At 71.2% G+C, this 23,340-nt stretch carries 22 protein-coding genes and 2 pseudogenes; 13 read left to right on the top strand and 11 right to left on the bottom strand.

The genetic code is table 11. From position 1 onward, the window contains the following. The 5 genes and pseudogenes from ABGB16_RS10260 to ABGB16_RS10240 form a co-directional block, all read left to right on the top strand. Positions 1-103, top strand: a pseudogene (locus ABGB16_RS10260) (IS5/IS1182 family transposase); the annotation flags it as partial. Positions 104-641: 538 nt separating this feature from the next. Beyond that, on the top strand, positions 642-1,100 hold the full coding sequence (locus tag ABGB16_RS10255; protein WP_347667749.1) for a hypothetical protein: 459 nt from the start codon (positions 642-644) through the stop codon (positions 1,098-1,100). Between the two features lie 60 nt (positions 1,101-1,160). Beyond that, a complete protein-coding gene (locus ABGB16_RS10250; protein ID WP_347667748.1) occupies positions 1,161-1,970 on the top strand; it encodes a hypothetical protein in 810 nt (269 codons plus the stop codon). Positions 1,971-2,198: 228 nt separating this feature from the next. Next, positions 2,199-3,125: an FAD-binding oxidoreductase gene (locus ABGB16_RS10245; protein ID WP_347667747.1), complete on the top strand. Its 927-nt coding sequence runs from the start codon at positions 2,199-2,201 to the stop codon at positions 3,123-3,125. 177 nt (positions 3,126-3,302) lie between these two features. Further along, positions 3,303-4,847 carry a hypothetical protein gene (locus ABGB16_RS10240; protein WP_347667746.1) on the top strand — a complete coding sequence of 515 codons (1,545 nt, stop codon included), beginning with the start codon at positions 3,303-3,305 and terminating at the stop codon, positions 4,845-4,847. Here ABGB16_RS10240 and ABGB16_RS10235 read toward each other — a convergent pair. After that, positions 4,836-5,621, bottom strand: a complete 786-nt coding sequence (locus ABGB16_RS10235; protein WP_347667745.1) for a hypothetical protein — start codon at positions 5,619-5,621, stop codon at positions 4,836-4,838. The genes ABGB16_RS10240 and ABGB16_RS10235 overlap by 12 nt on opposite strands. Before the next feature lie 160 nt (positions 5,622-5,781). On the opposite strand from ABGB16_RS10235, the gene ABGB16_RS10230 reads away from it, so the two are divergent. Then, complete coding sequence (locus ABGB16_RS10230) at positions 5,782-8,184, top strand: acylase (RefSeq protein WP_347667744.1); 2,403 nt, start codon at positions 5,782-5,784, stop codon at positions 8,182-8,184. 78 nt (positions 8,185-8,262) lie between these two features. On the opposite strand, the gene ABGB16_RS10225 is transcribed toward ABGB16_RS10230, so the two are convergent. The 3 genes from ABGB16_RS10225 to ABGB16_RS10215 form a co-directional block, all read right to left on the bottom strand. Then, on the bottom strand, positions 8,263-9,348 hold the full coding sequence (locus ABGB16_RS10225; RefSeq protein WP_347667743.1) for a macro domain-containing protein: 1,086 nt from the start codon (positions 9,346-9,348) through the stop codon (positions 8,263-8,265). A gap of 91 nt (positions 9,349-9,439) precedes the next feature. After that, positions 9,440-9,994, bottom strand: coding sequence for a DUF4433 domain-containing protein (locus ABGB16_RS10220; RefSeq protein ID WP_347667742.1), 555 nt, complete (start codon positions 9,992-9,994; stop codon positions 9,440-9,442). A 42-nt stretch (positions 9,995-10,036) separates the two neighbouring features. Further along, positions 10,037-10,234, bottom strand: coding sequence for a restriction endonuclease (locus ABGB16_RS10215; RefSeq protein ID WP_347667741.1), 198 nt, complete (start codon positions 10,232-10,234; stop codon positions 10,037-10,039). Between the two features lie 227 nt (positions 10,235-10,461). Between ABGB16_RS10215 and ABGB16_RS10210 the strand changes: the two genes are divergently transcribed. Further along, entirely contained in the window at positions 10,462-11,787 is a 1,326-nt protein-coding gene (locus ABGB16_RS10210) for an AAA family ATPase (protein ID WP_347667740.1), read from the top strand. A gap of 53 nt (positions 11,788-11,840) precedes the next feature. Here the strand turns inward: ABGB16_RS10210 and ABGB16_RS10205 are convergent, their stop codons facing one another. Genes ABGB16_RS10205 through ABGB16_RS10195 form a run of 3 tightly spaced genes read right to left on the bottom strand, consistent with a single transcriptional unit; the run spans position 11,841 to position 15,244 of the window. Further along, positions 11,841-12,335, bottom strand: coding sequence for a hypothetical protein (locus ABGB16_RS10205; RefSeq protein ID WP_347667739.1), 495 nt, complete (start codon positions 12,333-12,335; stop codon positions 11,841-11,843). Positions 12,336-12,370: 35 nt separating this feature from the next. Then, positions 12,371-14,575, bottom strand: a complete 2,205-nt coding sequence (locus tag ABGB16_RS10200) for a hypothetical protein (RefSeq protein WP_347667738.1) — start codon at positions 14,573-14,575, stop codon at positions 12,371-12,373. 6 nt (positions 14,576-14,581) lie between these two features. Further along, positions 14,582-15,244 carry a sensor domain-containing protein gene (locus tag ABGB16_RS10195; RefSeq protein WP_347667737.1) on the bottom strand — a complete coding sequence of 221 codons (663 nt, stop codon included), beginning with the start codon at positions 15,242-15,244 and terminating at the stop codon, positions 14,582-14,584. A gap of 526 nt (positions 15,245-15,770) precedes the next feature. Between ABGB16_RS10195 and ABGB16_RS10190 the strand changes: the two genes are divergently transcribed. From ABGB16_RS10190 to ABGB16_RS10180, 3 genes are read left to right on the top strand one after another with little or no spacing between them, the layout of a single operon-like run. Then, positions 15,771-16,490 (top strand): hypothetical protein, encoded by a 720-nt coding sequence (locus tag ABGB16_RS10190; RefSeq protein WP_347667736.1) that lies wholly within the window; start codon positions 15,771-15,773, stop codon positions 16,488-16,490. A gap of 13 nt (positions 16,491-16,503) precedes the next feature. Next, a complete protein-coding gene (locus ABGB16_RS10185; RefSeq protein ID WP_347667735.1) occupies positions 16,504-16,764 on the top strand; it encodes a hypothetical protein in 261 nt (86 codons plus the stop codon). Then, positions 16,761-17,165: a hypothetical protein gene (locus ABGB16_RS10180; RefSeq protein WP_347667734.1), complete on the top strand. Its 405-nt coding sequence runs from the start codon at positions 16,761-16,763 to the stop codon at positions 17,163-17,165. The genes ABGB16_RS10185 and ABGB16_RS10180 overlap by 4 nt, the downstream gene beginning before the upstream one ends. Before the next feature lie 17 nt (positions 17,166-17,182). Here the strand turns inward: ABGB16_RS10180 and ABGB16_RS10175 are convergent, their stop codons facing one another. Beyond that, a complete protein-coding gene (locus tag ABGB16_RS10175; RefSeq protein ID WP_347667733.1) occupies positions 17,183-17,863 on the bottom strand; it encodes an SMI1/KNR4 family protein in 681 nt (226 codons plus the stop codon). On the opposite strand from ABGB16_RS10175, the gene ABGB16_RS10170 reads away from it, so the two are divergent. Continuing rightward, complete coding sequence (locus ABGB16_RS10170) at positions 17,852-18,166, top strand: hypothetical protein (protein ID WP_347667732.1); 315 nt, start codon at positions 17,852-17,854, stop codon at positions 18,164-18,166. The genes ABGB16_RS10175 and ABGB16_RS10170 overlap by 12 nt on opposite strands. Here ABGB16_RS10170 and ABGB16_RS10165 read toward each other — a convergent pair. After that, a pseudogene (locus tag ABGB16_RS10165) lies at positions 18,151-19,005 on the bottom strand (aldo/keto reductase). The gene ABGB16_RS10170 and the pseudogene ABGB16_RS10165 sit on opposite strands and share 16 nt — an antisense overlap. A 159-nt stretch (positions 19,006-19,164) precedes the next feature. Beyond that, positions 19,165-20,340 (bottom strand): endonuclease, encoded by a 1,176-nt coding sequence (locus ABGB16_RS10160; protein ID WP_347667731.1) that lies wholly within the window; start codon positions 20,338-20,340, stop codon positions 19,165-19,167. Positions 20,341-20,510: 170 nt separating this feature from the next. Between ABGB16_RS10160 and ABGB16_RS10155 the strand changes: the two genes are divergently transcribed. Beyond that, entirely contained in the window at positions 20,511-21,182 is a 672-nt protein-coding gene (locus ABGB16_RS10155) for a tachylectin-related carbohydrate-binding protein (RefSeq protein ID WP_347667730.1), read from the top strand. A 60-nt stretch (positions 21,183-21,242) separates the two neighbouring features. Here the strand turns inward: ABGB16_RS10155 and ABGB16_RS10150 are convergent, their stop codons facing one another. After that, positions 21,243-21,464, bottom strand: a complete 222-nt coding sequence (locus ABGB16_RS10150) for a TM2 domain-containing protein (RefSeq protein ID WP_347667729.1) — start codon at positions 21,462-21,464, stop codon at positions 21,243-21,245. Between the two features lie 237 nt (positions 21,465-21,701). On the opposite strand from ABGB16_RS10150, the gene ABGB16_RS10145 reads away from it, so the two are divergent. Next, a complete protein-coding gene (locus ABGB16_RS10145; protein ID WP_347667728.1) occupies positions 21,702-23,327 on the top strand; it encodes an AAA family ATPase in 1,626 nt (541 codons plus the stop codon). Positions 23,328-23,340 lie beyond the last annotated feature (13 nt).

The raw sequence follows: 23,340 nt of genomic DNA, 5'->3' as shown, positions 1-23,340 counted from the left end.
CGCGTTCTTCGACCTCGCCGACGCGATCATCACTCTACGTAGCCTGATCCGGCAGGCATGGACCCTCTACCGCTGGGACAACCGTCCCACCCGACGCCCATGATCTTGACCTATCTGCGCGACCTCTAAGCCGGTCCAGGTGCACCAGAGGCGGCCCGTTCTCCACCCGGCTCAACTGCGCCTGCGTGATCCCCAGCCACCCCGCCACCACCGTCTGCGGCAACGGCTGCCGCCCGTGGTACGGGTGGTGCCGGTACGCGCGGATCACCCGCCCGAGGTGCCGCTCCGCGAGCGCCCGCCGTACCGGCTCGTGCTCCCAGAAGCTCGCCGGCACCGCAGGCGGGCTGCTCAGCCGGTCGCGCTCGGCGGCCTGGCAGGGCGCGCAGCGTCCACTGTCGTTGTCGCGCGCCAGGCGTCCGCCGCATCGGGGACAGTTCGCAGGTGTCACCGGCAACCTCGCCGCTCGCGGGTGGCTGTGTCGATTGCGCTCCGTAGAGCCTATCCATTCAAACCGTTCCAAGGGCTCCCGGTATGCGTGCCGCGCATATCGACGATCCTCGCGCCGTCATGTCGGGTCGAGGCCACCGTCCGCAGGCTCGATGCAAGGCCACACAAGGAGGCCCGCTGACGGAAGGAGCAGGATGCTCACCATCGACCAGGCCAGCACCGGCCGGGCGCTCGTCTCCGACGAGCTGTTCGCCCAGCTGACCGCCCGCATCGCCCGTGACCATCCCGTACTGGCCGCCGAGCTGCCGGCCAGGATCATGGACCAGGCGCTCGCCTTCCTCGCCGTCTGCGCGACCGCCACCGAACCGCTTGGCCCCTCCGAGCTGGTCGACATCGGCTGGCACACGCTCATCCTGCACACCCGCGAGTACGCCGACTTCTGCCAGCGGATCGCCGGCCGGTTCATCCATCACCAGCCCGACCCGCCGTCGGACGAGACCGGCCGCGCGGAGCCGGAACCGCTCGGCGCCCCGATCGCCCGGACGGTCGCCGCGATCACCGCCGCCGGCTTCTCCCTCGACCGTCCCCTCTGGGTTGGGACGGCGGACTGCAGCCAGTGCCACGCCGGCTGCCACGACAGCCCGACCAAGTGAAGCTCAGGCGGCGGTCCCAGGCATACGCTGTCCGGGACCGCCGCCCGGGAAGGCTCAACCATGCCGCACCGCCACCACTGGGACGACCTCCCCCTTGCACTACGAGGCGAAATCGAGCGGCACATCGGCGAGATCCGCCAGGCCGAGTCGCTGCCCGACGGCGCATCCTGCGAGTTCGCCGCCACCCTCCACACCGCCGCCGGAACGGTCTTCTGCAAGGGCGGACTGGCCGATGGCCCGAGCGGCTGGCTCTACCGTAAGGAAGCCTGCATCAACCCGTTGCTGCCCGACGCCGTGCCCCGGCTTCGCTGGACCGTCGAGCGCGACGGGTGGCTCCTAAGCGGCTTCGAGCACGCGCCCGGCCGCCATCCCCGCCTGGAACCGGGCTCCCCGGACCTCGCCCCGGTCGCGGACCTGCTCACCAGCCTTGCCCGCGAGCTGACGCCCTGCCCGCCCGTCGAGGTGCAGCCGTTCACCACTCGCTGGCGCGGGCTCATCGCCCCCGAGGTGGTCGGCGGGGACACCCTGCTGCACACCGACATGACGCCCCGGAACTTCCTGCTCGGCGACCGGATCCGGCTCGTCGACTGGTCCGCCCCCTGCCGGGGCGCTGCCTGGATCGACACGGCGTTTCTACTGGTACGGCTCATCCGCGCCGGCCACAGCCCCGCCGCCGCCGAGCGGTGGGCTTCCCGAATCCCCGCGTTCGCCGAAGCCGACGGCGAGGCCGTCACCGCGTTCGCCGACGCCCTGGTCCGCCTCTGGAACCGGATGCAGCGTTCCGCCCCGGCGCCCCACCGCGGGCCGCTCCTCGACGCCGCCCGTCAGTGGCACGCCCACCGCCTGATCCGGCAGCCCGCCTCCATCTGAGCGGCGTCACCACCCGTATACGGACCGCGCATGGCGGTCACGATCGCCTCGGCATACCAGCCTCCCTGAGCCACGCCGAGAGTGGGCGCATGGCCCGGGGCGGGTGCTGGGCTCCGGTCGCGTCGACCCGAACGACGTCGACCGTCCCCGCCCGCCCCGGCGCCGCTCCACCCGTCAACACGGGCCCGTCCTACCGAGAGGGCCCTTCCTTACACCTCAGGGAAGCCCATGAACAAGGCGGAGATACGCGAGGCAGCCGCCCGCTGGCTGAGCCTCGTCGCGGCGGACGCGGAGCTGTCGCCGTACCTGATCGGGGTGGACTGGGACCGGCTGAAGGCGCACCTCGCGCGGTCGCTCACGAGCGCGCCCACCGAGGCGGCCGAGATCCCGAATCTCGGCTGGTCGGAGGCGCAGCACCGGCGGGCCGCCGACTACCTGACCGGGGCGCTGGCGGCACAGGCCCGACAGCCGGCCGAGGTGGTCGAGCACGACCGCCCGTGCGACGGCGTCGCCATCCTCACCGTACGGCCGTCGCGGCCCCTGCCGCACCGCCCCGGCCAGGCCATCCCGGTCTGCACGCCGCGCCACCCCGGCCGGTGGCGCTGGTACTCCCCGGCGAATGCGCCGCGCCCGGACGGCACGCTTGAGCTGCACGTCCGCGCGGTCCCCGCCGGCGCCGTCTCCACCAGCCTCGTCCATCATGTACGCTCCGGCGAGCCGCTCCACCTCGGCCCACCGGCGGATACCGGCCTGAGCCTGGGCGGCGCGCGGGACCTGCTGCTGGTGGCTGGCGGCACCGGGCTGGCGCCGCTGCGCGCCCTGGTCGAGCAGGTCGCCGCCGCACCGGACGGCCGGCGGGTGACCCTGGTCGTCGGGGCCCGCACGGTCGCCGAGTTGTACGACGCGACCACCCTCGACAAGCTCCAGCAAGCCTACGACTGGCTGACGATCGTGCCGGCGTTCTCCCGCGATCGTCGCGCCGAGCCGGGGGAGCGGGGCGACGCGCTCACCGTGGCCCTCGACCATCTACGCCCCGACCAGGACGTGTACGTCTGCGGGCCGCCGCCGATGCTGGCCGGTTCGCGGCTGCGGCTGCTCGTCGCCGGGGTGCTCGCCGAGCGCATCTACCTGCCGGAGCGGATCCCGTGGCGATGACCACCAACCCAGCGGGAACGTCCTGCGCGGCCCGCTGACCCCGGACCGGATCAGGGCCCCGATCAGCGATAGCACAAACGGGGCAGCTCCACAGCGCGCCGACAGGTGCAGCGGGAGCCGGGCCGAGCAAGCGGCCGGGCCGCGCCGCTCATCCCCGTGCCGGTAGTGTCGGCCGTCATGCGGATGGTCTACACCTCGGCACCGGACGACCTCTTCTATTCAGCCCGTGAGCGGCTGCTGCGCAGGTTCGACCGGTGGGCCCGCAAGCACCGCCGGCCGGTCGACCTGTTCGTCGTGGCGGAGCTGCTCGAGCACCGCTGGTCGGACGGCGACGGGCTCCTCGGGCGGTGGCAGCCCGAGGACCTGGAAGAGGCGCTGCTCGACTGGTTTCCCCGCAAGGTGACGTTGCCGTCCAACGAGTGGGCCGCGGTCGTGCCGACCGTGGGCGCGTTCGTCGACTTCCTCTTCGAGCAGGACCTCGCCGACCGGCACTGCGCCGACCGGCAGCTGCTGCATGGCCTCCTGGACAAGGTCGCCACCCCGTTCGAGGACGCGATGGCCGACCAGAGCCGGTACGGGCTCGCGAAGTTCTGGGCCATGCGGATGCTCGACGAGGGCGTCGACCCGACCGACCAGGTGGCCGCCGAGCGGTTCATCGCCGACCTGCACGCGGGCCGCGTCGCCGTCGACGAGGGCCTGCTGAATCAGGTGATGGCCAACCACCTGATCGCCGAGGATTCCGACCGGCACCCGCCGCTACCGCTGGTGGCCGTGCCCGACGACGAGGCGCTTCGCAAGCTGGCCGCCGGGTCGGTGGTCGTACGCCGGCTGCGGGAGTTGGTGCGGTGGCTCGGTGACGGGCGGGCGCTGACCACGACGGGCAGGCTGCGGCTGGCCGACGCGCGGGAACTCGTCGCGTTGCTCGACACCGGCGACGTCCTCGATCCCGTGATCGGGGACCGGGTCTTCAAGACCCGCAGCAGCGACGAGCTGTACGTGCTCACGGTGCTGGTCGCCTGGGCCCGGGCGGCCCGCGTCGTACGCGTGGTGAAGGGCCGGCTGGTGCCGGTCAAGGGTGCGGCGAAGGATCTGGCGGACCCGCTCGCGCTGGCCCGTCGGGCCCTCACCGGGCTGTTCGAGCTCGGCAAGGCGGTCTGCGGCGACGGGTGGGCCGAGTCGGTCCTGCGGTGGCGGTTCGACGATGCCGCGTTCGCCGTGCTGATGGCGCTGCTCATCGCGCCGGAGCCGATGCCGGTCGACGAGTTGCGGCAGCTCGCCTACCGGGTGGCCGGCGGCGGGCTGGGGTTCGAGCCCGGCACGGGGGAGCAGGAGCGGGGCTGGCGCCGGCTCGCCGACAACGACACCGACCGCCTGCTCGACCAGCTGACCAGGCTCGGCGCGGTCGAGAAGGACGGCAACCTCGTCGCACTGACGGCCCTGGGCGTCGGCCTGCTCGCCGGGCACCTGCGTGAGCAGGGCGTGGCCGTGCCGACCGTCGACCAACTGCTGGACGAGACCGCGGAGGTGGTCGTCGCCACCGCCACCGGCAGCCCGACGGAGACAGCCGCCGCCCTCATGCGTGCCTGGTGCGCGCGCCGCCCCGCCGCCGCATCGGCGGAGTTGCGGGCACTGGCTGAGCGCACCGACGACCCCGAGCACCGTCGGCTCGCCCTGGCGTACGCCTCCGATCCTCATCTCGAGCCGGGTCGATCAGGGCTGTAACTGGGGCAGCGGCCCCGGCTCTGCGGGGAGCCTCGCCTCTGGGGCGACCGCCAGGGGACCGCCAGCCGGATCGAGGAGCTTGATCAGGTCGAGCAGGCTGTCCTGAAGCCGGGCGAGCCGCGTGTTCCCGTCGTATCCGGCGGCCTCGATGGTGTCCACCTCCGTCCGTAGCCGGTCGAACCACTTCGCGAACTGAGGGTCGTCGTCCAACCTGCCGCAGAAAGCGGCGTAGCCCATCACCTCCAGGCTGCTGACCTCGGACGACTCGGTGCGGGTCAGCATGAGTTCGCCGAGGGCACGTTGCTGGCCTCGGAACAGCCGGAATGGTCCAGTGAATGCTTCGGTGGCAAGCACGTGTTGGGTCTGGCCGATGGCTTTGAACAGGGAGCCCGCGCCGACGATGGCTTCCCGGTCCCAGAAGCGCTGGTCGCGCCGGATGATCTCCAGCCAGCCGAGGTACTCCGCCAACACGAAGACGGTGTTGTCCCGTGCGTACCGCTCATCCTCCGGATCGCCACAGTGGAGGTAGCGGTGGAGGAAACCGCGGCCGATCCCGTTGTAAATCCTCGACTGGAGCGACTGCGCGGACCACAGCAGCGGCTCGCGGTATCGGCGGAACAGTTCCTCAGCGAGTTCCACCTTCGCCTGCTGGTGGCTCTGCTGCTGTAGTCGGTGGGCGGTGACGGTCGTGCGGTGGGTGGCTACCGCCGTCAACAGGACACTTACCAGCGAGACAACAGCGGACACCACCGCTATGACGACTTCTGGCCGCATCGCTACAGCTTGCCCGATGAGGGACCGCGACCAGGCGCTGGGGCGCGCACGCCGCGGATCACGTCATCGTGGGCTGCTTGTTAGCGTCCGTCGAGTAGGGACGATCGACGCACGTGGAAGGACGTCCGATGACCCACCACCACCCCCACCGGTACGGCCGATGAGGCGGGCACCGCGCCGGCTCGGCGCCGCCGCCACCGCCCTCGGTCTGCTCGTCACCGCCGGCCTGATCGCGGCCACAGGCCCCGCCGCCGCGCGACCCGGCCACGGAATCGGCTACGAGGCGACGATCCAGCGCGCCTCGTACGGCGTACCGCACATCACTGCCCGCGACTTCGCGAGCCTCGGCTTCGGCGTCGGGTACGCCCAGGCGGAGGACAACATCTGCCTCATCGCCGAGATGATGGTGACCGTCAACGCCCAGCGCGCCCGGTACTTCGGGGCGACGGGCGCCGCCGCCCGCAACGTGAGCAGCGACATCTTCTACCAGAAGGCCATCGACCAGCGGGTCGCCGAGCGGCTGCTCGCCGGGCCCCGCGACGGGGTCCACTCGCCGTCGGACGACGCCCGCGACCAGGTGCGCGGCTTCGCCGCCGGGTACAACGCCTACCTGCGGCGTACCGGGGCGGCGAACCTGACCGACCCGGCGTGCGCCGGCAGGCCCTGGGTGCGGCCGATCAGCGAGCTGGACGTGTGGCGGGCCCACTGGGCCAGGATGGTCCGGGCCAGCTCGGCCGCGCTCGCCGACGGCATCGTCGGCGCGGCGCCGCCGGCTGCGGCCCTCGACCGGCCCGGCGAGATCACCGGTACGCTGCCGGCTCCCGAGGCGGCCGCCGTGGTCGCCGCCCGCGACGGTGCGCCGGCCGGGGTGGGCAGCAACGCGTACGCCCTCGGCCGCGACGCCACCGCCAGCGGCGCCGGCATGCTGCTGGCCAACCCGCACTTCCCCTGGGACGGCGTCGAACGCTTCTACCGGATGCGCCTCAAGGTCCCCGGCCGGTACGACGTCGAGGGCGCGGCCCTGGTCGGCGACCCGATGGTCGAGATCGGCCACAACGGCAAGCTTGCCTGGAGCCACACCGTCTCCACCGCCCGCCGCTTCGTCTGGCACAAACTGACCCTGGTCCCCGGCGACCCGACCGCCTACCTCCACGACGGTCAGCCCCGGAGGATGGTCGCCCGCACGGTCACCGTGCAGGTGCCCGACGCGTCCGGTACGGGCACGACGCCGGTCAGCCGCACCCTCTACGACACCCACTTCGGCCCCGTCGTCGTGGTGCCGGGCACGTTCGGCTGGACCGCCGACACGGCGTACGCGATCAGTGACCCCAACGCCGCGAACAACCGCGCCTTCGACGGCTGGCTCGCGATGGCCAGGGCCCGGACGGTGGGTGAGCTGCGGGAGGTGCTGGACCAGCGGCAGTTCCTGCCCTGGGTGAACGTAGTAGCCGCCGACAGCCGCGGCGCCGCCCTGTACGCGGATCACTCGGTGGTGCCCCGGGTCACCGACGAGCTGGCCGCCGCCTGCATCCCCGCGCCGTTCCGGCCCCTGTACGCCAGCAGCGGCCAGGCCGTCCTCGACGGGTCCCGCTCGGCGTGCGAGCTGGGCGCCGACCCCGACGCCGCGGTGCCCGGCATCCTCGGGCCGGCGCACCTGCCGGCGCTGGTCCGCGCCGACTACGCGACGAACTCCAACGACAGCTACTGGCTGGCCAACCCGGAGCAGCCGCTCGAAGGCTTCCCGCGCATCGTCGGCGACGAGCGGACCGAGCGCAGCCTGCGCACCCGGCTCGGCGTGCGCCAGGTGCAGCAGCGTCTGGCCGGCACCGACGGCCTGCCCGGCACCGGCTTCACGACCGGCAAGCTGTGGGACGTCACGTTCGGCAACCGGGCGTACGGTGGCGAGCTGGTCCGCGACGACCTGGTGCGACTGTGTACGGCCCAGCCGACCGGCACCGCCTCCGACGGCAGCATTGTCGACCTGGCGGAGGCGTGCGAGGCGCTGCGCGGCTGGGACCTGCGGGTCGACCTCGACAGCCGGGGCGCGCACCTGTTCACCGAGTTCGCCCTGGCCGGCGGCCTGCGCTTCGCCGACCGGTTCGACGTCGCCGCCCCGGTCACCACGCCCAGCCGGCTCGCCGTCGACGACCCGCGGGTGCGCACCGCCCTCGCCGACGCCGTACGCAGGCTGGCCGGCATCCCGCTGGACGCCCGCCTCGGCGACGTCCAGACCGAGCCGCGCGGCGCCGAGCGCATCCCGATCCACGGCGGACGCGCCGAGGCAGGCGTGTTCAACATGATCATCGACCTGTTGGCGCCCGGCGTCGGGTACCCGAAGGTGCGGCACGGCTCGTCGTTCGTGATGGCCGTCGAGCTGGGACGCGACGGGCCGTCGGGGCGGCAGATCCTGACGTACTCGCAGTCGGCCAGCCCGAACTCCCCCTGGTACGCGGACCAGACGCGGCTGTACTCGGGGAAGGGCTGGGACACGATCAAGTTCACGGAACGGCAACTGCGGGCGGACCCGAACCTGGTCACGTACCGGGTGGGGGAGCGCCCCTGACGGGCGGGACGTGACGATGCGCCGGCCCGTGGCCTCCGCCGCGGGCCGGCATGCCGTGATGTGACAGTGGTGACCTCGTCAGGCCGATGCGGTTGCCAGGTTGGGCAGGAGACCAGCGCACTGCAAACGCTCGCAAGCCGTGATGATGTGCGCCGGGGTGAAGAGGCGTGCCTTACGTCCGCTCCAGGCCTGGACGCGCTCAATCAATTGGTCGATATCGCTTGTCTTCGGTTGTGCTTGAGCGGCGTAGTGCACGGTGGCGAGTAGTTCGAGGCTGTACGGAGCCTCGAACCCCTGCACCAACGCGGCCAGGCGTTGGAGAGCGGGTGGGAGTGACCTGCCAGGGGAGTCGAACCATCTGGCGACCGCCTCGCTCGTGCCCTCTGTCAGGTGGATCGGGCGCAACTCCTCGACTCGGGACGAACGGTCGCCGAACCCGACCAGGTAATGCCCCTCCAGGCAGTTGAGAACGTGATTCAGGCGTTCCGCGTAGGGGCCGTACCTTCCGCGGCTGAAGGAAAGGTGCAGAGGTTCGCCAAGCACCTGCAGGAAATAGGCGATCTTCTGGATTTCCAGGGTTGTGATGCCGTCTCGCGGCTCCAGCGCACGGGATTGCTCAAGGTACCGCTCGATGGCACGTAGAAGGGTGACTCGTCCAGGTGTCAGCGGGGGCGCCGGGTTGCCGACCGGCATTTCGGACGGCTCGGGGGCGCCCTCGGGGGGAAACAGCAGCACCCGGACGCCGGGCAACTCGGCGAAGGCCCGCTCGATCAGTGGGCGGATGTGCTCCCAGTCGAGCCCGCCGTTGCCGCATCCAAGCGCAGGCACTGCCACCGAAGGAATTCCGCGCTCGCGTACCACTCGGACGAGGTCGGTGAGGCCGGTCTCGATGTCGCGCAGCTTGGAGGCAGCACGCCAGTGGCCCTTCGTGGGAAAGTTGATCACATATCGGCGAGGGCCGAGGCGCGCGGAGTCAAAGACGAACATTTCGCCCAGTCTGACTTCTTTCGCCGCGCAAGCCGCCCGGTAGGCCGCGTAGTTCGCAGGATAGGCGCGCTTGAACTGGAGAGCGATTCCTTTACCCATCACGCCTACCGTGTTGACCGTGTTGACCAGGGCTTCAGCGTCGGCGGTCAGCAGGTTGCCGTGGCTGATGATGATCACTTGCGCACCTCCTCCCGTTGGTATCCGTAGTACCAGTCCGGTCTGACACCAACGTACGCGTCGATGATGCCAGCAGCGCGGAGAACCTGCGTCAACTGCTCCTGCCGTTGTGGCGTCCGGACGGCGTACCCGGCGAGCAGCGAAGCGGGAACTCGAGGTGGACCAGGAACTCGGCCATCCTCCGCCGGACCCGGTCCGGGTCCTCCGGTGTGTTCTTCCAGATGCGCTCGTCGAGGAGTGGCCAGTCGACCAGGTCGGCCAGATCATCTAGAATCGGTGAGAACCTGGTCAAGCTGGCTGCGCAGTTGCCGTCGCTTGCGACCCAGCTCACCCCAGCGGTGTGCACCCGCTCCACCGAACTCACGAGGTAGACGAGCGGATCGTCCCCGCCCGCGTAACACCCGACCTTGCCGTCCCTGTGCTCACAAGCGATTCGGTACATCATCGGTGAGCGGGAGGCGAAGTAGAAGGGCACATAGTCGGCTACGACGCCGCCCGGTGGGCAGGTAACTCGCCTCGCCCGTCGGCTTGCTTTGATGTCGAGGGCACCGACGTTGGTAACCAGCCTGTCCCCGACCGTGGTGTCTGCGAGCAGGCGGCCGGCGGCGAGGATGATTGGCACGTTGTCGATGTGGGTGAAGTGCATGATCGGACGGTTTCTTGCCTGCCCGGCCTCGCTCGCCATCGCTCAGTCCAGATCGCTCGGGTCGATTCGGGCCTTCACCCCCGCGTGTTCCGCGAGCAGGTAGAGCAAGTTGGAGCCGTCGATCAGCTCCAGGGGCTTGCCTGAGGCGAACTCGTACGAGGCGGGTCCGTAGCCGCTCGTCGTGACGAGAATGCCCTTCGAGGCGCGGACACGATAGCCAGCGTGCGATGAATTCGGCACCCTCCGCAGCCTGAACACATCTGCTATCTGCCGAGATATGTGCGTTTTGGGTAAGCTGCGCTGGCCTCGGTTGTCAGATCCCGGACAGAAGAGGCCGGCTGCTGGTGAGCCGGCCGGAGAGAGCTCTCCCGGCCTGTGGGATCGTCAACAGGCCGCCAGACGTCAGGGCCCTGCTGGCGGCCTCGTTGCCGTTAGGGGTTCGAGACGCTCTTGGGAAGGTGGGGTCGATGTTGGCTGGGCTGGAGGTGCCGCCCGCCGTCGAGGCGGAGCGCGTCATCACGGCCGTGCTGGCCGACCTGCGCTCCGGTGACCACCGGGGCGTGGTCGTCGACTCGCCGCCCGGGGCCGGCAAGTCGACCCTGGTCGTCCGGGCCGCCGTCGAGCTGGCCGCCGCAGGGGAACCGCTGATCGTCATCGCGCAGACCAACGAGCAGGTCGACGACCTCATCGACCGGCTGGCCCGCAAGGCCGCCGAGCTGCGCATCGGCCGGCTCTCCGCCGCCGACTACCGGGCGACCGACCGGGTCAGCGGCCACGACACGGTCCGGGTCGCCGCGAAGGTCGCCGACCTCGCCGACTCGGCCGTCATCATCGGTACGGCCGCCAAGTGGGCCACGGTCACCGACGGCTCGTGGCCGTGGGCGATCGTCGACGAGGCGTACCAGATGCGGTCGGACGCCCTGCTGCGCGTGGCCGGCAGGTTCGAGCGGGCGCTGTTCGTGGGTGACCCGGGACAGCTCGACCCGTTCTCCACGGTCGAGACCGCGCGCTGGACGGGCCTGACCTGGGACCCGATGCAGTCGGCGGTGGCGGTGCTGCTGCGGCACAACCCCGACCTGCCGGTGCACCGGCTGCCGGTGTCGTGGCGGCTGCCCGCGTCGGCGGCCCCGGTGATCTCCCAGGCGTTCTACCCGTTCACCGGGTTCCGCGCCGGCACGGGTGGGGCCGATCGGGCGCTGGCGTTCACCGAGCCCGGGCCGGGGGACCGGGTCGACGCAGCGGTGGAGCTGGCGGCGTCCTCGGGCTGGGCGCTGTACGAGCTGCCGGCCCGGCACACGCTGCGCACCGACGCCGAGGCGACGGCGGCGTGCGCCGAGCTGGCGCTGCGGGTGCTGCGGCGCGAAGGGGTCGCGGTCTCCGAGCACGCGCCGGCGGGCGCGCCGGTCACGGCCGACCGGATCGCCGTCGGGGCCGCGCACCGCGACCAGGTCGCGGCCATCCGCGCGCAGCTCGGCGAGGCCGCGGCGGGCGTCACGGTGGACACCGCCAACCGGCTCCAGGGCCGCGAGTACGACGTGACGATCGTGCTGCACCCGTTGTCGGGGCGGCGGGACGCGACGGCGTTCCACCTGGAGTCGGGGCGGCTGTGTGTGCTGACGTCCCGGCACCGGCACGCGTGCGTCGTGGTGGCGCGCGCGGGAATCGCGGAGTTGCTGGACGCCCACCCGTCGTCCGAGCCGGTGTACCTGGACGTCCCGGTCAAGTTCCCGGACGGCTGGCAGGCCAACCAGGCCATCCTCGCCCACCTGCACGGCTCGGCCCAGCGGCGATAGCGGCTGGCCAGGGGCGAATTCGATGGTCGAGCCGGGCCGAAGCCCTTCGTCGGCTACTCGCGGGATTGCTTGGTGAACTCGGTTCGGACCTCGTTGAAAAGTGTCACGCCGAACCCTACGCACTCCCAGAGCTTCGCCGCGTTGGAGAACGGCAGCTTCGGCGCGAGGGGCGTCGGGTTGAAGTCGGGCTCACGAGCCTGAATCGCTTGGAGGGCGAGCCGTGGGTACGGGCCCCCTGCGACCAGGTCATCGGTCGACACATACAGAATGAACTCGGCCACCGAGTTGCGGAACGAAACCCTGAGGTTGGTCTCGTAGTTTGCCCACGCCTCTGTGTGTTGGAAGAACTTCTCCCTCGCGGAGTGCCTGAAAGCGAGGCCGGTTTTCGCCAGCAACGCCTCGATCTCCGCGCGGTCGGCGCGGTGTTCGCGATAACCGGATCGCTCGCGGAGGCTCGCGCACCGCTCGTAGTAGCGGTGGCCGAAGTCGATCCGGTTCAAGATCTCGATCAGCTCTCGCTGGAGCTCTGGATCGTGCACCTTACTCACGCTGGGAGCTTCCTTCGTTCGGGGGCAAGCCTCGGTTACCCCTCGGGCGCGTATCGTAGCTCAATGCCGTTGCTCTTCGCCAATTGTTCGAATGCGGCCCGGTTTGCGGAATTGAGGTTGCTGTCCGGGACTTCGAGAATCATTCTTCCCTGCAGCGGCTTCCCGTAGAGGTCCTCGCGGTACTTGATCGATCCTATGATGGTGCCGGGCCGGTATTTCCGCAGCATCTCGCCCAGATATGTCTTGAAGGTGTCCGGGGCGATGATGTCGAAATCTGTTGCCTTGCGTGAGACGATTTCGCCCGGTCGACCTCCTTCCGGTGGGCGATACGAGTCGACGATCTTGCCATTTTTGAGGTATACCTCGTTGTATTGATAGTTCTCGCCGGCGGTCCTGTTGAAACGGTTCCCGCGCGCCATCGGACTGTCGTTGAGCCAGTAATCCCGGGTGACCTTCCAGTCCACCCGGTCGCGCGGTGTCTCGTCCGCCACCCTGCTCTTGCGCGCGACGTAATCCTGGTAGAGCCTCTCCAGTTCCGGCGACGTGAACGTGCCGTCCTCGCCGATGAGTTCGCGGGCCTCCGCCCGGGCCCCCTGTTCGGCCAGGGGGGCTTGGTCGGCGCCGGCGTCGTCGGGTTCCGATCCCGGAGGCCCGGGCCCACCGCTGTCCGCCCCGCTCGACGGTGAACTCGGGCCGTCGACGAAGGGATCCGGCACGACGTTGTCGTGCGCGTCGTAGAAGGTGGTGCGTTCCAACGCGCCCGGCACGCTGTGCAGCAGGTACATCTCCCAGTCGGTGACGCCGGGCGCGAACTCCCAGTTACGGGCGTCGGACCGGATGTTGCCGGACCCGTCGACTGGGATGCCCCGATGCCCGTCGTCGTAGTACTTGCCTCGGGCCAGCACGTTCGGGTAATCGGTTGGGCTGAAACCGGACAGCGAGACGTGGAACCGGTAGTTGGGGTTCGCCAGTCGGCCGAGGAACTCCTGCCGGATGTTGGCCAGCCCGACGTCCATCAGGTGCTCGTGTCCACGCCGGTCAGCGAACGGTCGGACGTGATCCGCGAGACCGAGCGCCAGATCGCGCCCGCTGTTGTCGGCCGTCGGTCCCGCAGGGCCGTCGAGCGGCTCCACCTCGGTGATCGTGACCTTCTTGCCGTCGACGACGGCTGTTGCCCTGCCGCCACGACGGATCGCGTTGTCGAAGGCCTTCTGCTCCGCCGTCGACCCGGTTGCGGAGTTCCTGATGTAGAGCGCCCGGTAGTTCTTGCCCGACGTCCGGGCCAGGCCGTCGAAGGTGCGGGCCAGTGGAAGCACGCCCGCCTCGCTGGTCGGCACCCTGGCCACGGCGTCGGGTGTGAGCAGCACCTCGACCGGCCGTTGGTCGACCTTCACACCATGGCTCTTCGCGTACTGGTCGAGTAGGGAGCTCTGCGCCCTCCCGGAGAGGCTGTCGCCGCCACTGGCGCGCAGTCGCGGGTCGACGGGGCCGGCCGGGCGGGTAGCGTCGCCGCCGCGTGCCTGGCTGGCGGTCTGCGGCCGAGAGAGCTGCCGGGACAGGAGAGCCGACGACATCAACTGGAGCAACCGCTGCCGCTCGGCCGTGAGCCGCTGCCCCTCCGACTGCCATGCATCGGCCCATGCGTTGTGCTGCCGCATGTCGGCTGCGAGCCGGGTCTTCTCAGCACTCAGTCGGGTCTTCTCGGCGTCGAGTCGAGCCTTCTCGGCGTCGATCCGCCTCTTCTCGGCATCGAGTCGCGCCTTTTCGCGATTGAGTTGGTTCGCCTCGGCCTGGTACGCCGCGTACGCGTTGGCCTGGCGGGGCAGTTCGAAGACGTGCGGTTTGGCGTTGTGCGCCGCGATCTTGGCCCTGAGGACAGCGACCTTCTGGTTGTGTGCGGCGATCCTGTCGCCGACGGCGGCGTCCCGGGCGTTGTAGGCGTCCGCCCTGGTGTTGAATGTGGAACTGCGCCGTTCAAGTGCGTTGCGCTGGGCTGTCAGGGGCTGCGCGTTCTGCTCGTGCGCCGCGACGGTGCCGTTGAACGACGCCACCCTGTTGTTGAGATCTGCGGGAAAGCCGCCGACCGGCGCGAGCCGTTGGGGCGATGCGTTGCCGTCGACCTGCACTGCGGCCGGTGCGTTGGGGTCGGCGAGCGCCGGGCGCCCGCTCATGGGCAACGCCAGCATCGTGGCCAGGACGAGGGGCAGGACGCGCCGCGAATGACGCAGGACCATGACCATCGGGGTTCACCCCTTCACCCGGTCGGCGAACCGGTCGAGGATCTTTGCGGCGGCCGGCCCGCCGTCCCCGGCCTGGCAGACCGCGACCTGGAGGACGGCGGTCCCCTTGAGGCGCGCCTGGCGGTGGCAGGCCCAGCCGCCCGCGCCGTCCTGAGTTGCCGTCCAGGTGACGATGTCCGACCCGGTCGCACCGAGCTGGTAGGTCCAACTCGACGTGGTCTGGTTCGGGTCGGTCCGGACGGCGGAATTGCAGATCCTGACGCCCTCGGCCAGGCTGCGGAAGACCTTGCCGGCCTGATCGCCGTCGGGGTACAAGGCGACGACCTGGGTGACGGTGTTGTCGGGCACCGCCTCGGAGTCCTGGTAGGTCGCCGACAGGAAGGCCGTCCAGCCGCGTCCGTAGACCGCCTGGGTCGCCGGCCCGACCGCCATCACACACCTCGGCGGATCGGCCGTCAGCGGCGGCTGCGGTTCGCTCGCGCTGACGTCGGACGCCAACGTGACGCCAACCAGCCTGCTGACCTCTTCGGCATCCAGCACGCTCGCCTGCACCGTGCCGGACACGACGCGCAGCTCGTTCCTGGGCCACACCCAGTAACCCACACCGACCAGCAACAGGACTGTCGCCGCAGCCGCGCCGATCAGCCATCCGCCCCGCGACGTCAGCACCGCGGCGAACCGCCCCCGACGTCGAGCCGCCGAGCCCCCCGAATCGGTGGGGACGGCGGGCGAGGGCGGCGTAGGCGGGCCCTCGGTGTGGGGTGCGGTCAGCGCTTCCGCCGAGCCGGTCGGATTGGGCGGATCCACTTCGGCGGAGTCGGACCCCGCCTGGCCCCCCTCCGGACGCGGTGTCCGGGCCGGCTCGCCGCCTCGTAGCAGACGGGCAACGACGTGACGGGCTCGAGACACGAGAACGTGCACAGACCACCCCCGAGGACGACAGTGACCGCCATACCCTGTCAATCTACAAGGGACGCGCAACACGCCAGTGGCGGTCGATAACCGGTACGACTCCGCGCAAAGGAGTCGTCGGGACGATTGGGTCGGCCCCGGTTGACTGAGCATGCACGGAATCCCGTTTTGCGCCGCCAGCTATCCGTGGGATTGCTGTCGCTGTGCCGATAGATCGTTCGCCCTGCTGATCTATTCCGATCTATAGAGTCCGCGGGCAAAGGCCGTCACCGAAAGGCGGACGATGAACGATCAATCCAATTCCCTCTCCCGCCGGCGACTGCTCGTCGGCGCGGCGGCGGCCTCGGCGGCGCTCACCGCCGTGAGCCCGGCCGCCGCCCAGGCCGCCCCGTCCGGCGCATCCGCTCAGGCCGCCCCGTCCACCGCGCCCGCCCAGCCCCTCGTCGCCCGCGACCGGATCGCGACGGCTCGCCTCCTGGCGACCGGCGTCGGACCGGGCGCGGCCCGCTTCCAGGCGGACTTCCACGAACGGCTCGCCGCCTGGCTCGCCTTCTGGTCGGCCAACTCGCCCCCGTCCTGGGGCACCCCGGTCGAGGTGGTCGGCGAGGTCGCCCCCACGGGCGACGCTCTCACCCTGCACAGCGTCCGGGTACGCCGGGGCGAGGACCTGGCCGACGGGTTCACCGCGGCCCGACTCGACGCCGCGCACCGGGCCACCGAGGCCAGCCTGCACCACCACTTCCCGGCCGTACGCCGGCTGCCCGACGGCACCCTGCGGGTGCGCGACGGGTCCGCCGCGTTCACCGGCTCACCCGACCAGCTCGCCTTCGTCGCCGGGGCGTGCCGCGAGCTGTGGGGCCTGACGGCGGGGGACTGGCGCGACCGGGCCAACGCCGCCCTCGCCCGGGCCGGGCACCGCCTCGACGTCGCCTCCCGCTCCGGGTGGGCGGCCTTCACCAGGACGAGCCTGCGGCTCGGCCTGCGCACCGAGACCTACCAGTAGAGGGAGACAGCAGATGGCGCGCAGTGAGTTCCGGTTCGTGGTCGACGGGGTCGAGCTGACCCCCGAGCAGCAGACCGCCATCGCCGGCGAGATCCAGAAGGCGGGCCTTGCCGCCCTGACTGCCGTCGGCGGCCGGCTGACCAACCCGCTGACCGTCGGGCACGGCAACATCCGGCTCCGGCCCGAATGGTACGGGCTGTGGGTGGTCGACGGGCCGTTCGCCGACGAGCTCGGCCAGAAGATCAACGACCTCGGTTTCTGGATGCAGAAGTGACCCAGCCCGTCCACCGGCCGGACCCGCCGGAGCGAATGTGCCCGAGCACCCCCGCGACCAACGCCACGGTGTTCCTCGGCATGATCACTCCGGCGGGCCGGGTCGCGTACGTCACGCCACAGCTCCCGGCCGAGGTGGCGCTCGCCGCCTCGGCCGGGGCCGACGGGCCGGTGGAGTCGCGGTACCGGTTCGCCGGCCCCTGCGTCACCTCGTCGTGCGGCTTCTGGACCGGCGACCACTGCGGCCTCGGCGAACGCCTCGTCGCCTCGTACCGGGAGACCACCGGGTCGGCCGAGGCGGAGCTGCCGCGCTGCGCGATCCGCCGGTCCTGCCGCTGGTACGCCGAGCAGGGCCCGTCGGCCTGCGTCGCCTGCTCCCACGTGGTCACCGACGCCCGCTGACCGCCCGTGAAGGTCGGTCAGGCCCGGGCCGACGCCGCGACGCGCTGCTCGGCGTCGTCCAGCCACCGGCGGTACCACCGGGCGAAGCCCAGCGGTGTGCCGTCGTCGTCCAGCAGCGGGCGGAACCCGCCCTCCTCGGCGGTGTCGTCGGCCCACATCGCGCCGCGCGCCGGCCCGCTCACCACGAGGGCCTCGCGCAGGGCGCAGCCCAGGTGGCACAGGTACAGCAGGCCGACCGAGTGCGCCGGGTCGTAGACGACCTCGTCGTGCCGCTCCCAATAGGCGTCCTCGGCGGCGTTGAACTCCTCCGTCGTGGCGAAGTCGTCCTCGTCGGGCTGCTCGGGCAGCCCGTCGGCCGGGTTGAACGCCTCGGTCGCCGGGAAGGGCCGGGCCAGGGTCTCCCGGTCGGTCAGGTCGGCGCCGTCGCCCTCCCACTTCCACCGGCCGTCCACCCGGCGGACCGGGAACAGGCCGTACACCGGCCCGGCGCCGCCGCGTCCGACCTGGAGCAGGAACGAGCGGTACTCCCCGGGCAGCTCCACCCGGAGCTGGCCCTCCAGCTCGGCCAGCTCCGCCGGGGTCAGCGGCGGCTCCACCTGCCACTCGTGCGCGTATGCCCCGAACACCTCGCCCGTCGCCGCCGTGACGGCCAGGCGGGCGAGCCTCTGCCGTACGTCCGACCAGTCGTGTTCCGTCACGCCCGGCACCGTACCGGCCGCCGCCGACAGAACCGCCCGCCCGCCGAGGGCGCCGACGTCACCCGCCAGGAGGTCGACCTGCTGCGCCGGCTCAACTCGCACGAGGTCCGCGAGCACACCGGCGGGCCGGAGACGGAGGGGCAGGTCGTCGCCCGGCACGAGCGCTGCGTGCGCGGCCCGGGCCGGCTCGCGGACGTTGACGGACGAGCAACTCGACACGCCGGGCAGGAAGTAGCTGAGCTGCCAACATCGGGACGGGCCCGGCAGATCCAGCCGGTACGCCGGGCTCAGGCCGGGATGTAGTCGAAGGTGTCCGGGTCGGGCCCCTGCCGACCCGCCTCGCCCCGGTCGAGGCTGCCGATCCGCTCCATCGTCACGTCGTCCAGCTCGAAGTCGAAGACCTGGAAGTTCTCCTCCATCCGACTGGGCGTGACGGACTTCGGGAAGACGATGTCGCCGCGCTGGACGTGCCAGCGGAGCACCACCTGGGGCACCGTCCGGCCCGCCTGCTCGGCGATGTCGATCAGATCGGGGTCGTCCAGCACCTTGCCCTGGGCGATCGGCGCCCACGCCTCGGTGAGGATGTCATGTACGTGGTCGTACGCGCGCACCTCCTCGTTGCCGAAGTACGGGTGCGCCTCGATCTGGTTCACCGCCGGCACGATGTCGGACTCGGCGGCCAGCCGCTCCAGGTGGGACACCTGGAAGTTCGACACCCCGATCGAGCGGGCCCGGCCGTCGCGCTGGAACTCCTCCAGCACCTTTCACGTCGAGACGTAGTCGCCGTCGTACCGGGTGGGCAGCGGCCAGTGGATGAGGAAGAGGTCCACGTAGTCCGTCTTCAGCTCCGTCAGGGTGTCGTCGAACGCCCTGCGGGCGTCGTCCGGGCGGTGGAAGCCGTTGTTCAGCTTGCTGGTGATGAAGACCTCGCCCCGGTCCAGGCCGGAGGCGCGGACCGCCTGGCCCACCTCGGCCTCGTTGCCGTACATCTCGGCGGTGTCGATGTGCCGGTAGCCGATCTCCAGCGCCTTGGCGACCGCCTCGGCGGTCTCCTTCGGCGGGATCTGGAACACCCCGAAGCCGAGCTGCGGGATGCGGTTGCCGTCGTTGAGGCTGAGGTAGGGAACGGTGTTCGCGGCCATACCCGAATCCTCTCCCATCGTCGGGTCGCCCGGCGGGGTCGCGGGGAAGCGCGGGCGGTGGGGCCGGGCCGGGCCACCCGGTCGTCGTACCCGAACCCGCCGCCTCCGCACGGCCCCGGCCGGGTGGTCTGCGACGTACCGGGTGGCCCGGTGTCGCAGTCAGCCCCAGACGGCGGCGGCCCACTCCGGGTGGTCGATGAACGGGTTGCGGTTGCGCTGCCAGCGGTCGTAGATGACCTGGTTGCGGCGCTTCTCGAAGGCGTCCGGCGGGTCGAGCTGGTGCCAGGCGAGCAGCACGGACTGCCGGCCGTGGTACGGGGCGGTGCCGTTGGTGACGGAGTTGTTCATCTCCAGGTTCGGCCAGCCGTCGTCGCCCTCGTACCGGATCGCCATGTACATGATCATGCGGGCGACGTCGCCCTTGACCGCGTCGCGGGGCTCGAACGAGTCGGCGTCGCTGAAGCAGTCGGGGCACTGCGACACGGCGCTGCCACCGTTGTCGAAGTCCTTGTTGCCGCGCGTCGAGTTGACGGTGACGTCCTCGGGGCGCAGGTGGTGCACGTCGGTGCCCGGACCGGTGGCGGTGCCGAAGTCGCCGTGCGACTTGGCCCAGACGTGCTCGCGGTTCCAGTCGTCCACGCCGCCGCCGTTGCTGGCTTTGCTCTGCGAGCGGCCGCTGTAGAGCAGGATGACGTTGTTGGCGTTCGCCGGGTCCTGGTCGGTGTCCTTCAACGCCTCCCACACCTGGTCGTAGCTGAGCTTCGTCTGCGTCCTGATGATCGAGTGCAGGGCGCTGCGCAGGGCCGTGCCGGTCTTGCCGATCGCGCTCGCGTAGTACGTCGAGTCGTACGGGCCGCCGGTCGGGCTGGTGGTCGGCGTCGGGCTGGGGGACACGCCGCCGAGGCTCATCGCCGTCGGCTCCTTCAGGCCGCCGTGGCTGAAGTACGCGGTCAGCGTCCCGGTCGCGGTCACCAGTTTGCCGCGCAGGCCGGGGTTGGTCAGCAGCCCGAAGGCGCTCCGATACGCGGCCGTGACCTGGACGTAGAGCATCCTGCTCGTGCTGGTCTCGCCGGCGGTGTCGGCGATGGCGATCGCGGTGTCGGCGGTGAAGCCGGAGGTGATCACCGTGTTCGTGGCGATCGGCTGGCCGATCACGTAGCCGGTGACGGTCGCCGTACGGCCGTCCTGGGCGGCCAGCGCCTGGGCGACGGTCAGCGCGGTCGCGGCCGACGCGGAGGTGCTTGCCACCACCGCACCGGTCACCAGGGTCACGGCAAGGAGGAACGCCGTGGCCAACCGCCCGGATCGCGAGCGGGTGATGCTCTTTGTATTCATGTTCAGCGATGTTAGCGGCGGCGGCGTGAACGCCGGGAGGGCGGCGGGCGAATTTCTCCGCCAACAGTCCGGACGCTTTCCGGCCGGACCATCGCCCTACTGTGGAGGCGACCAGAGTGGAGCGAGTGGCTCCCGCTGGTCGGCACAATCGATGGGGGCAGCACCATGCGATGTCACGCCGCAACCCTCTCCGGGCCGCCGGAGTCGCCGGCACCGCCCTGCCCCCGCTGGCGGCAGGCGACGCTCGCGCGGACACGCGCGCGGCCGTCGAGCGGGCGGCGGGAACGCCGGCAGCGGCGACGTACGACCCGCAGCAGCGCTTCATCCAGGTGGTCGGAGGAGGCAACGGGGTGCTCTACGGCATCCGCGCCGACGGCGCCCTGGTCTGGTACCGACACTCCGACTGGCAGGCGCTGAAGACCGGGTGGGCCAGCGGCTCGGGCCGCATCATCGGCAACGGGTTCCACCAGTTCCTCAACGTCTTCGGCAGCGCGGACGGCTCGCTGTACTGCCTGCGCGCCGACGGCACGCTACGCCGGTACCGGTACGTCTGCTCGGACCTCGAGACGGGGGCGGGTTCCTGGGCCGACGCGAGCGGCGTGCAGATCGGTAGCGGATTCCACCGGTACCCGCGCCTGTTCGGCTTCACCGGCTACGTCTACGGCGTCACGGCGGACGGCGACGTGTACGCGTACCGGTTCAACCCGGCGACCGGCACGTGGACCGACGCCTACGGCACCCACGTCGGCAACGTCATCACCTTCAACGGGGCGCTCGCGACGGACAGCGCGGCCTCGACGATCCTGCGCAACGTGTTCGCTCTCGCGTTGCGGGACGGGTAGGCGCCGACGACGGCGAGGGGTCGGGATCAGGCGCCCCGGCCCCTCGCCGTCACGCGGTCGTCACCGGGCGAGCGGCTGGCCCTGCTTGTCGCGGAAGCCGCCGACGAGGATCACGATGAAGTCGATCAGCGTCCAGAGACCGAGGCCCCCGAAGGTGACGATCTGCAGGATGCCGGTGCCGGTCTTGCCGACGTAGAAGCGGTGCACCCCGATGATGCCGAAGAAGAAGCACAGCAGCAGGGCGACGAGCCACGACCGCTGGTTGGTGACAGGAGCGTTCACGCTGGTCTTTTCGTGGTTGAGCGGGCGGGAGCCTATCCAGGCAGGTGATCGGGGACAAGGACGCCGTTCGCAAGATCATCCGTACGGCCGGCCGCTCCCGGCCGATGCGGTCACCCGTCGAGGCTGGTCAGCCCGGTTGTCCGGCGGAACGTCGACGGCCACCATCGGGGGCGACGCCCGAGGTCGCCGGTGCTAAGGTCCTCGCGGCTCGGCGGCGGTCTCGGGGGAGGAACGGCGATGGTGGGGGCGTTCCGCGACACCCTGTCGCAGTTGCTCAAGGCCCGCGTACCGGTGCTCCAGATCTCCTCGTACGAGGAGCAGCGGGTGCTCGTCGAGATCGCCGCGGTGGCCCACGACGCCGCCCGGGTACGGACGCCGCGTGGGATCTGGACCTGGTCGGCGACCCGCGGCCTGGTCACGCCGGACGGCGAGCGCCGGCAGGGGACGACCGACCCGGTGGCCGCGCTCGACGCGGCGTGGCGGATCGACGCGCCGGCCCTGCTCGTCCTCGCCGACCTGCATCCCGCGCTCGGCGCCGGCGGCCGGCCGGCCGATCCCGGCGTGGTCCGGCGGCTGCGGGAGCTGGCCGTCGCCTACCGCTCGGGCCCGGTCCCGCGCACGCTGGTCCTCCTCTCCCCGGTGCCGGACCTGCCGGTCGAGCTGGCCAAGGACGTCACCGTGCTGGACTTCCCGCTGCCCACCGAGACCGAGATCCGCGTCGTGCTGGAGGGCATCATCGCGGCCAACGCGGCCAGCGGCCGGATCCGCATCGCGCTGGACGAGCAGGGCCGGGAACGGCTCGCCAAGGCGGCGCTCGGGCTCACCCTGCACGAGGCGGAGAACGCGTTCGCCCGGGCCATGGTCGACGACGGGGTGCTCGACGCCAGCGACCTGCAGGTGGTCCACGAGGAGAAGCGGCAGGTGGTCCGCCGCAGCGGGCTGCTGGAGTTCGTGGACGACCGGGTGGCGCTCGCCGACGTCGGCGGCCTGGAGAACCTGAAACGCTGGCTGGCCAAGCGGGACGGCTCGTGGCTCGCCGAGGCCGCCGCGTACGGGCTGCCCGCCCCCCGCGGCGTGCTGATCACCGGCGTGCCGGGCTGCGGCAAGTCGCTCACCGCCAAGGCCGTCGCCGCCGCCTGGGGGCTGCCGCTGCTGCGGCTGGACATCGGCAAGGTCTTCGCCGGCCTGGTGGGCTCCAGCGAGCACAACATGCGCGAGGCGATCGCGGTGGCCGAGGCCACGGCGCCCTGCGTGCTGTGGCTGGACGAGATCGAGAAGGGCTTCGCCGGGGCGGCCGGCGGCGACTCGGGCACCTCCGCCCGGGTCTTCGGCTCGTTCCTGACCTGGATGCAGGAGAAGACCCGGCCCGTCTTCGTCATCGCCACCGCCAACGACTTCGCCGGCCTGCCCCCGGAACTGCTGCGCAAGGGGCGCTTCGACGAGATCTTCTTCGTCGACCTGCCGACCCGCGCGGAGCGCGCGTCGATCTGGGGACTGCACGTCGGCCGGCGACTGCGGTACCCGGCGGTAGCCGGGGAACTGACCGTCGACCAGGCGCTGCTGACGGAACTGGCCGGGTTGAGTGACGGCTACTCGGGCGCGGAGATCGAGCAGGCCGTCGTCGGCGCGCTGGTCGACGCGTACGCGGAGCGCCGGCCGCTGCGCCGGGACGACCTGTTGCGCGCGTTGGTCAACATGGTTCCGTTGAGCGTCACGCAGGCCGAGCGGATCGCCGCCGTGCGGAGCTGGGCGGAGCACCGGGCGGTCGCCGCGACCGCCGCCGAGGACTGGGACCTGGAACCCCGGCCGTCGGCCGGCCCGGGCCGCCCCGGGGGCGGGCACGGCCGGGCGGTGGAGTTCTGAGTTTCCCTTCGAC

The organism is Micromonospora sp. B11E3, from assembly GCF_039871625.1.
Taxonomy (GTDB): domain Bacteria; phylum Actinomycetota; class Actinomycetes; order Mycobacteriales; family Micromonosporaceae; genus Micromonospora.
This window is presented reverse-complemented; position numbering and strand designations above follow the sequence as displayed.

Bases quoted from the DNA above. Each gene is read 5' to 3' on its own strand.
- ABGB16_RS10255 (WP_347667749.1), top strand. From the start codon at position 642: ATGCTCACCATCGACCAGGCCAGCACCGGCCGGGCGCTCGTCTCCGAC.
- ABGB16_RS10250 (WP_347667748.1), top strand. From the start codon at position 1,161: ATGCCGCACCGCCACCACTGGGACGACCTCCCCCTTGCACTACGAGGC.
- ABGB16_RS10245 (WP_347667747.1), top strand. From the start codon at position 2,199: ATGAACAAGGCGGAGATACGCGAGGCAGCCGCCCGCTGGCTGAGCCTC.
- ABGB16_RS10240 (WP_347667746.1), top strand. From the start codon at position 3,303: ATGCGGATGGTCTACACCTCGGCACCGGACGACCTCTTCTATTCAGCC.
- ABGB16_RS10235 (WP_347667745.1), bottom strand. From the start codon at position 5,621: ATGCGGCCAGAAGTCGTCATAGCGGTGGTGTCCGCTGTTGTCTCGCTG.
- ABGB16_RS10230 (WP_347667744.1), top strand. From the start codon at position 5,782: ATGAGGCGGGCACCGCGCCGGCTCGGCGCCGCCGCCACCGCCCTCGGT.
- ABGB16_RS10220 (WP_347667742.1), bottom strand. From the start codon at position 9,994: ATGCACTTCACCCACATCGACAACGTGCCAATCATCCTCGCCGCCGGC.
- ABGB16_RS10210 (WP_347667740.1), top strand. From the start codon at position 10,462: ATGTTGGCTGGGCTGGAGGTGCCGCCCGCCGTCGAGGCGGAGCGCGTC.
- ABGB16_RS10200 (WP_347667738.1), bottom strand. From the start codon at position 14,575: ATGGTCATGGTCCTGCGTCATTCGCGGCGCGTCCTGCCCCTCGTCCTG.
- ABGB16_RS10190 (WP_347667736.1), top strand. From the start codon at position 15,771: ATGAACGATCAATCCAATTCCCTCTCCCGCCGGCGACTGCTCGTCGGC.
- ABGB16_RS10185 (WP_347667735.1), top strand. From the start codon at position 16,504: ATGGCGCGCAGTGAGTTCCGGTTCGTGGTCGACGGGGTCGAGCTGACC.
- ABGB16_RS10160 (WP_347667731.1), bottom strand. From the start codon at position 20,340: ATGAATACAAAGAGCATCACCCGCTCGCGATCCGGGCGGTTGGCCACG.
- ABGB16_RS10155 (WP_347667730.1), top strand. From the start codon at position 20,511: ATGTCACGCCGCAACCCTCTCCGGGCCGCCGGAGTCGCCGGCACCGCC.
- ABGB16_RS10145 (WP_347667728.1), top strand. From the start codon at position 21,702: ATGGTGGGGGCGTTCCGCGACACCCTGTCGCAGTTGCTCAAGGCCCGC.